The sequence below is a fragment of the Kitasatospora sp. NPDC089913 genome (assembly GCF_044748625.1).
In the GTDB taxonomy this organism is placed as follows: domain Bacteria; phylum Actinomycetota; class Actinomycetes; order Streptomycetales; family Streptomycetaceae; genus Kitasatospora.
On the sequence record NZ_JBIVGI010000019.1, the window covers coordinates 165,461 to 172,605 of the forward strand.

Here is a 7,145-nt window from a genome sequence, read left to right on the forward strand (position 1 = left end):
GTGAAGGGATGGGAGGGAACGAAGGGAAACGGGGCGGAGCGGTTTCGCGCTTCCGGACGGCTCCGCGGGAAATGCGGTGGGATTGTCGGCCATCGTCGGCCGGACTCTTGCGGGGCAGTCTTCGGCCTTGCCACCATGAAGTGTTGTTCGTTCCGCCACTGATCCCGTCGTAGGAGGAACATCTTGAAGTACGTCAAGCTGGGCTCTACCGGTATGGACGTGTCGCGGATCTGCCTGGGGGCCCTGAGTTTCGGAACACCCGGCAAGGGCGTCCACGGCTGGACCCTGGACCTCGAACACGCCCGGCCCATGATGCTGCACGCCCTGGAATCCGGGGTGAACTTCGTGGACACCGCGAACGTCTACTCCGCCGGGAGCAGCGAGCGGATCGTCGGTCAGATTCTGCGCGAGTACGGCCGCCGTGACGAGATCGTGCTGACGAGCAAGGTCAACGGCCGGACCCGGCCCGGGCCGAACGGGGTGGGGCTGTCCCGCAAGGCGATCATGACCGAGATCGACAACAGTCTGCGCAGGCTCGGCACCGACCACGTCGACCTCTACCAGATCCACCGTTGGGACCCGGTGACGCCGATCGAGGTCACGATGGAGGCCCTGCACGACGTGGTGAAGGCGGGAAAGGCGCTGCACATCGGCGCGTCCTCGATGTGGGCCTGGCAGTTCGCCAAAGCCCAGTACACCGCCGAGCGAAACGGCTGGACGCGTTTCAGTACCATGCAGAACCACTACAACCTGATCTACCGCGAGGAGGAGCGGGAAATGCTGCCGCTCTGCGAGGACCAGGGGGTCGGCGTCATTCCCTGGAGTCCGCTGGCCAGGGGCCGGCTCGCCCGGAAATGGGACAGTGTCAGTGTCCGGAGCGAGACCGACGAATTCGGCAAAATCCTCTACCGGGACAACGATCGCGAGATCGTCGACCGGCTCGGCCAATTGGCCGCGAAACGTGGACTTCCGATGGCTCAGCTCGCACTGGCGTGGCTGCTCGCCAAGCCGGCGGTCACCTCCCCCATCGTCGGCGCCACGAGGATGAGCCATCTCCAGGACGCCATCGACTCGCTGGACGTGGAACTCGACGCCGACGAGATCGATTTCCTGGAGGAGCCGTACCAGCCGCACGAGGTCTCCGGGCACCCCATCACGGAACTGCCCGGCCAGCACTGAGCGGTCGTCGTGGCGGGGGCGGGTGGCGCGGGTGATGCCGTCCGCCCCCGTCGCCGCGTCGGCTCAGTGCCGCGGCAGGACCGGTTCGTCCAGGGCCTCGGGGAGCCTGGCCAGCAGATCCGCGAACCGGTCGGTCACGTCCCGGACGGCGTCGGCGCCGAGCTGGTCCCCGCGGTGGGACGCCAGGCCGATCAACCGGCCCGCCAGTTGCACCATGGTCACCGTCAGGCCGAACTTGGCGTAGTCGCTGCGCAGTTCGTCGATCAGTAGCGGTGTCAGCCGCGCCCCGTCCACGACCGCGACATGGTCGTCCAGCAGGTTCATGTTCAGCGTGACGTTCACATACGGGGTGTGCCCGAACCGGCGGGCGGGCTTCAGGTGATGGAGCACGTCGTCGAACTCGACGGCCTGGTGCTCCAGCGCGCCCAGCGCCTCGCCGCGCATCCGCAGCAGCACGTCCAGCACGGTGCTGTCCGCCGTCACGCCGGAGCGCAGCACCGCGGTGTTCAGGCTCGGGCCGAACAGTCCGGCGAACCGGTGGTGGTCGCGGTTCGCCGTCGGGGATCCGAAGGTGACGTCGTCGAGGCCGGTCCACCGGTGCAGGGACACCGCCAGCGCGGTGGCGGCCACCATGAACCAGCTGACGCCCTGCTCGGACTGCACCGCGCGCAGCGTGCCCAGCAGCCCCGCGGGCAGGGGCAGCCGGAACGCTCCGTTCGGCTCGGGCCGGTCCGGCGCGGGCAGTGGCGTGTCCGCGGACGCGCCCTTCAGCGCGGACTCCCAGTACGCCAGGTCGGTGTGCCAGGCGGCGCTGTCCCGTTGTTCCCGTTGATGGGCGGCGAATTCGCGGTACTGGACGACCGGTCGCGGCCGGTCCGGGGTCGCGCAGCAGCGGTCGAGTTCGGCGAGCAGGACGGGTATCGACTCCCCGTCGATCACCATGTGGTGCACGCAGAGCAGCAGTACCTGCCGGCCGTCGCCGGACTCGCCCAGGGCGGCGCGCAGCAGTTGTCCGGACTCCAGGTCGAACGGCCGGCGCAGGGCGGCTTCCAGCCATTCCGTCACGCCGTCGGGGATGTCGCAGGTGTCGTCGGAGCCGTGGTCGGCGGTGTCGTCCGGGGCTTCACCGAGGTCGAGCAGTTCCAGCGGCGGTTGCCAGGGTTCGCGCAGCCGCACGGACCACCCGCCGTCCTCCTCGACGAACCGGGTGCGCAGGATCTCGTGCTCGGCCACCAGCCGTCCGAGTGCGACGCGCAGCCGGTCGGGGTCCAGCCGGCCCGCCACCGACCAGGCGAGCGGCACGTGGTTGCGGACGCCGGGATCGATCTGTTCGGCCAGCCAGATCCGTCGTTGGAACGCGGTCATCTCCAGCGGAACGTCCGTGGAGACGGTGTTCGGGGGGACACTGTCCGTCGAGAGGGCGTCCGTGGGGACAGCATCCGTGGGGACGGCGTCCGGGGACGGCGCCGTGGGCAGTGCCAGGCCCACCACGTGGTCGGTGAACTCGCCCAGCCGGGAGTGCTCGAACAGCGTCCGGACCGGGATCCGCACCCCGAACCGCTCCCCTGCCGCGCGCACCAGGGCACCGGCCATCACAGACTGCCCTCCCAGCGTGAAGAACGAGTCATCGGGCCCGATCCCGCCCTTCTTCAGCACCTGTTCCCACACGGCGGCCATCCGCCGCAGTTGGCCGGGCGGAGTGTTCGGCACGGAGTCCATGGGTGTGGCGTCCCCTCGTCTCGCGGTGTGAGAGACCTGTGCGGGTGATCCGTCCGTTCACCGGCGAGTCCGGCGACCGGTCCTCCGCCGCACGCGGCCCGTACGGGAATCCCGGCCGCGGTGCGGGCCGATGCGGTCGCGCGGGGCGGCTGCCCGTCCTTCGGCCAGGCTACCGCCCCGACCGGGGCGCGACAGCGGCTGAACGATACCTGGCCGGCAGTCGACCACCCCTGACGTTCGACAGGATGACGCGGCCCCGGAGCCGTGATCGGATCGAACCTCTGTGAGCGACCCGACCGCGGGGGGACGAGGATGTCGGACCACGACCTGTTGCACGCCCGGGTTCTCGACGGCGCGCCGCCGACAGCCACGGCGTGGCTCGACCGTGCCGGACAGCCGCTGAGCGGGCGGGAGTTGGCCGAGCGGTCCGGCCGGCTCGCGAGGCGTCTGGTCGACGCGGGAGCCGGACCCGGCACTCGGGTCGCGCTGTTCCTGGAGCGCGGGGCCGACATGGCGGTCGCCGTACTCGGTGTCCTGCGCGCGGGTGCGGCGTTCGTACCGCTCGGCCTGCAGGAACCGGCTCCGCGGCTGGCGCGGATCCTCACGGACTGCGCACCGGCCGCGGTGCTGGTGCACGACGCGACCGCGGCCCGGTTCGGGGACAGCAGCCTCCGCACGCTCGGCGTGAACGACGACCATGACCGGCACCGGCACCGGGACGAGAACGGGGCACGGGAGGTCGGACCGACGACCGTCGCCGCCCCGGGCGACCCCGCCTACGTCCTCTACACCTCCGGGTCGTCCGGCGCTCCCAAAGGTGTGGTGGTCGAGCACCGCAACCTCGCCCCGCACCTGCGATGGCTCGCCGAGCAGTTGCCGCTCGGAGTCGGCGACCGGGTGCTGCAGGTGACGCCCTACACCTTCGACGCCTCGCTCACCGACTTCTTCTGGCCGCTCGCCGCGGGCGCCACGGTGGTCTCGCTCGCCGAGGGCGATCATCAGGACCCGCCGGCCATCGCCACCGCGCTCGTCGAGCACCGGATCACCGCGGTCCGGCTCCCCCCGGCGATGCTGTCGTTGCTGCTCGACGAACCGGAGTTCCGGAAGGCCACCGGCCTGCGGTACCTGATCAGCGGCGGGGACCGGCTGCCGACCCCGGTGGCCCGCCGGATCGTCGAACTGCTGTCCGGGGTACGGCTGTTCAACCGCTACGGTCCTACCGAGGCGGCCGTGGCGGTCAGTTACCACGAGTTCGACGCCGAGGCCGACACCGGGCCGGACGTGCCGATCGGCCGGGGCGTCACCGGGGCGGAGCTGCACGTGTCGCCGGACGGGGAGCTGCTGATCGGCGGTGCCTGTGTGGCGCGCGGCTACCTCGGCGATGCCGCGCTCACGGAGCGGCGTTTCGTCCGGCTGCCGGGCCGCGGGCGGGTCTTCCGGTCCGGTGACCGGGTCCGGACGGTGCCCACGGGCGCGCTGGAGTTCCTCGGCCGGAACGACGACCAGGTCCAGGTCAACGGACACCGGGTCGAGATCGGGGAGGTGGTGTCCGCCCTGCGCGCGCATCCCGATGTCCGGGACTGCGCGGTCCTGCCCGAGGGTCACGCGCTCGCCGGGTTCGTGGTGGCCGCGCCGGACCGGCGCTCGGCGGACGGGATCCACGCGCACCTGCGGGGCCGGCTGCCGGGCCACATGGTCCCGAACGCGATCGTGTTCGTGGACCGGCTGCCGGTGACCGAGCGGGGGAAGGTCGATCTCGCGGCCCTGCGCGTCCTGCGCGCCGCGCGCGTCACGAAGACGGTGGAGGGCACGGACGGCACCGCACGCGGCACGGACAGCCCGGCACCCTCCGGGGACGGCGACCCCGTGCGGGAGGTGGTCCGCCGCGTGTGGTCGCAACTCCTCGGCGGGATCGAACTGCGGGAGGAGGACGACTTCTTCGAACGCGGCGGGCACTCACTGCTCGCGGTCCAGGCGGTCGGCCGGATCCGCAAGGAGCTCGGTCACCGGGTACCCCCGCGGATCATGTTCGAGCGGACCACCCTGGGTGAGTTCACCGCGGAGGTCACGCGGATCGTCGCCGCCGGGGGCCGGTGAGCAGGCGCGGTCGGAGGCCGCACCGTCAGACCTGGAGCACCGTACGGTCGGCCGGCCCGCCGCCTTCCCCGGAACGACGAGCACCCCGTCCCGGCGCCCGCCCGGGAATGAGGCGGAGATGCTCCGGGCGCACCAGGTCGAACTTCAGCGCCAGCGTCACCACCGTGTCCCGCTTCCACGCCCGGGTCATCCCGCGCGGGGGCGCGCTCCCGAGCTTCTTCACCAGGTAGTCGATGTGGTAGTTGACCGCCGAGCGCCCGAGCGGCACGCCGGCGGCGGACAGCCGGGCCGAGACCTGCGCCGGTGTCGGCACCGCCGCCGCGCCGCAGTCCCGCAGCCGCGGTTCGCACAGGCAGACCAGTACCTGGAAGTACCGGCTCTGCTCGTCGAGCAGCAACGGGAGCGCGCCGCCGTCCGGCTGGACGGTGGCCCCGTGTTCCGGGGCGAAGACGGTGAAGCTGTTGCTCCCGGCCCCCACGGTCAGCGTCACCCGGCTCAGCTCGAAGGGGATCGGCACCCGGGCCCGGCCGGCCCGCACCTTCACGTACTCCCCCGCCCCCTCCAGGTTCTCCACGCAATAGGTGCCCGCCGCGCCGCAGTTCGACATCAGCCAGTAGTCGCCGAACGCGTCGATCCGGCCCGCGGTCAGCGCCCGGTCGGTGCCGACGGTGATCTCCCCGGCCCGCCACCCGAACCGCACGCTGTCCCCCTCGGGCAGTTCCAGCGCCGGTGACCGCCCGTCGAGGCTGATCAGCACCGAGCGGGCGGCGGGCTCAGCCCGCGACACGGCCGGTGTCCGTGAAGGACGCGCCGAGCGCGTCGGCGATCGCGGTCGCATCGGCGCCGGGCACGATCAGGGGGTCGTGGTCGACGCGCAGGGACAGCCCGGTCCCTTCGTGGACGGCGGTGACGATCACCGGGTCCTCCGTCCGGCGGCCCGGCGGGTACCTGAACCGGCCGGGCTCGCCGTCCAGCACCGGTGCCGGGCGGCGGGTGAGGTCGATCAGGGTCAGCACGAGGTCGAGGTGGCCGGTCCACGGCGCGCGGCTCGCCCTGGCGGCGCGAACGACCTCGTCGAACGGGGTGTCGACGAATTCGAGGTCCTCCCACCAGCTCTCCCGGACGTCCTCGCCCTGCGGGTTGGCCAGCACCGTGTTGATGAAACAGCCGACCACTCCCGCCCCCTCGGGGCTCCCCCAGGTGTAGGCGACCGGCGCGGTGCCCGGTGTCCGGGCCAGCGCGGTGTGGCAGGCGGCCAGCAGTGCGGGGAACGGCCGGTCGGTGGCCGGTCCCGGCAGTGCGACGCGTCGCCAGGCCGTGGCCTGCCCGCCGCGTTCAACCGGCCCCGTGCCCCACCGGCCGGGCCCGGCGTCGCTCAGCCGGCCGGTCCAGTGCGCCAGCGCCTCCGGCCCGCTGGCCTCGTGCTCGCGCTCCAACTGCCGCTCCACCGCCTCCCGGTAGCGGGAGAGCTCGGCGTCCACCGCGGACTCCGGCACCTCCTCCCCGCTCCGGTAGGCGGACATCAGCCCGTCCAGCACCAGGCCGGTGGACTCGCCGTCGCAGACCAGGTGGTCGAACCCGATCGCGAGCAGGTCCCGCCCCTCGTCCCTGGCCAGGACCACCCGGACCGGTCCGTGCCCGGCGGTCCGGTCGTCCAGCGCCGCCCACGCGGCGGTGTCGGCGTCCGGGGCCGCGGTCTCCCGCACGAGCGGCCCCTCGGGGACCGGACCGATCCGCAGCACCGGCACTCCGTCGACCGTGTCCGCCGACCCGCGCAGGGCCGGATGCCGCCGCAGGACCGACCGGACGGCCCGCTCCAGTCGGGCGGCCTCCAGCAGGCCGGGCGGGAACTCCAGGAAGACCGGCAGGATCCTGACCCGCTCGTGCGGATCGGCGGACCTGGTGTGGTGGAACCTCCGCTGCGCGCCGGTCAGCGGCATCAGCCCGGCGGCTCGCCGGTGGACGTTCGCGTAGTGCTTGAGGTAGGTCCTGGTGATGCTCCGGTGCACAGCTCTGCCTCCATGGTGTCGTCGTCCCACAGCCGAGTCCCTGTCGACCAGCCGCGCGGGGGGCGGGGGGGGGGGGGGCCGCCCCCCCCGCCCCCCCCCCCCCCCCCCCCCACCGGCACCCCCCCCCCCCCCCGCCCCAGC

The 7,145-nt window shown here is 72.7% G+C and carries 5 protein-coding genes; 2 read left to right on the plus strand and 3 right to left on the minus strand.

Translation table 11 applies throughout. From position 1 onward, the window contains the following. Positions 1–183 precede the first annotated feature (183 nt). The gene (locus ACIPYS_RS26750; RefSeq protein ID WP_400750449.1) at positions 184–1,179 is read left to right on the plus strand and encodes an aldo/keto reductase; all 996 of its coding nucleotides are present in this window, start codon (positions 184–186) and stop codon (positions 1,177–1,179) included. Positions 1,180–1,242: 63 nt separating this feature from the next. On the opposite strand, the gene ACIPYS_RS26755 is transcribed toward ACIPYS_RS26750, so the two are convergent. Then, positions 1,243–2,898, minus strand: coding sequence for a condensation domain-containing protein (locus ACIPYS_RS26755; RefSeq protein ID WP_400750452.1), 1,656 nt, complete (start codon positions 2,896–2,898; stop codon positions 1,243–1,245). Between the two features lie 312 nt (positions 2,899–3,210). On the opposite strand from ACIPYS_RS26755, the gene ACIPYS_RS26760 reads away from it, so the two are divergent. Further along, complete coding sequence (locus tag ACIPYS_RS26760; RefSeq protein ID WP_400750455.1) at positions 3,211–4,995, plus strand: non-ribosomal peptide synthetase; 1,785 nt, start codon at positions 3,211–3,213, stop codon at positions 4,993–4,995. A 25-nt stretch (positions 4,996–5,020) separates the two neighbouring features. Here the strand turns inward: ACIPYS_RS26760 and ACIPYS_RS26765 are convergent, their stop codons facing one another. Both ACIPYS_RS26765 and ACIPYS_RS26770 read right to left on the minus strand, forming a co-directional pair. Then, the gene (locus ACIPYS_RS26765) at positions 5,021–5,782 is read right to left on the minus strand and encodes a serine/threonine protein kinase (protein ID WP_400750458.1); all 762 of its coding nucleotides are present in this window, start codon (positions 5,780–5,782) and stop codon (positions 5,021–5,023) included. Beyond that, on the minus strand, positions 5,769–7,004 hold the full coding sequence (locus tag ACIPYS_RS26770; RefSeq protein ID WP_400750461.1) for a condensation domain-containing protein: 1,236 nt from the start codon (positions 7,002–7,004) through the stop codon (positions 5,769–5,771). The genes ACIPYS_RS26765 and ACIPYS_RS26770 overlap by 14 nt, the downstream gene beginning before the upstream one ends. Positions 7,005–7,145 lie beyond the last annotated feature (141 nt).

Bases quoted from the DNA above. Each gene is read 5' to 3' on its own strand.
- ACIPYS_RS26755 (WP_400750452.1), bottom strand. From the start codon at position 2,898: ATGGACTCCGTGCCGAACACTCCGCCCGGCCAACTGCGGCGGATGGCC.
- ACIPYS_RS26760 (WP_400750455.1), top strand. From the start codon at position 3,211: ATGTCGGACCACGACCTGTTGCACGCCCGGGTTCTCGACGGCGCGCCG.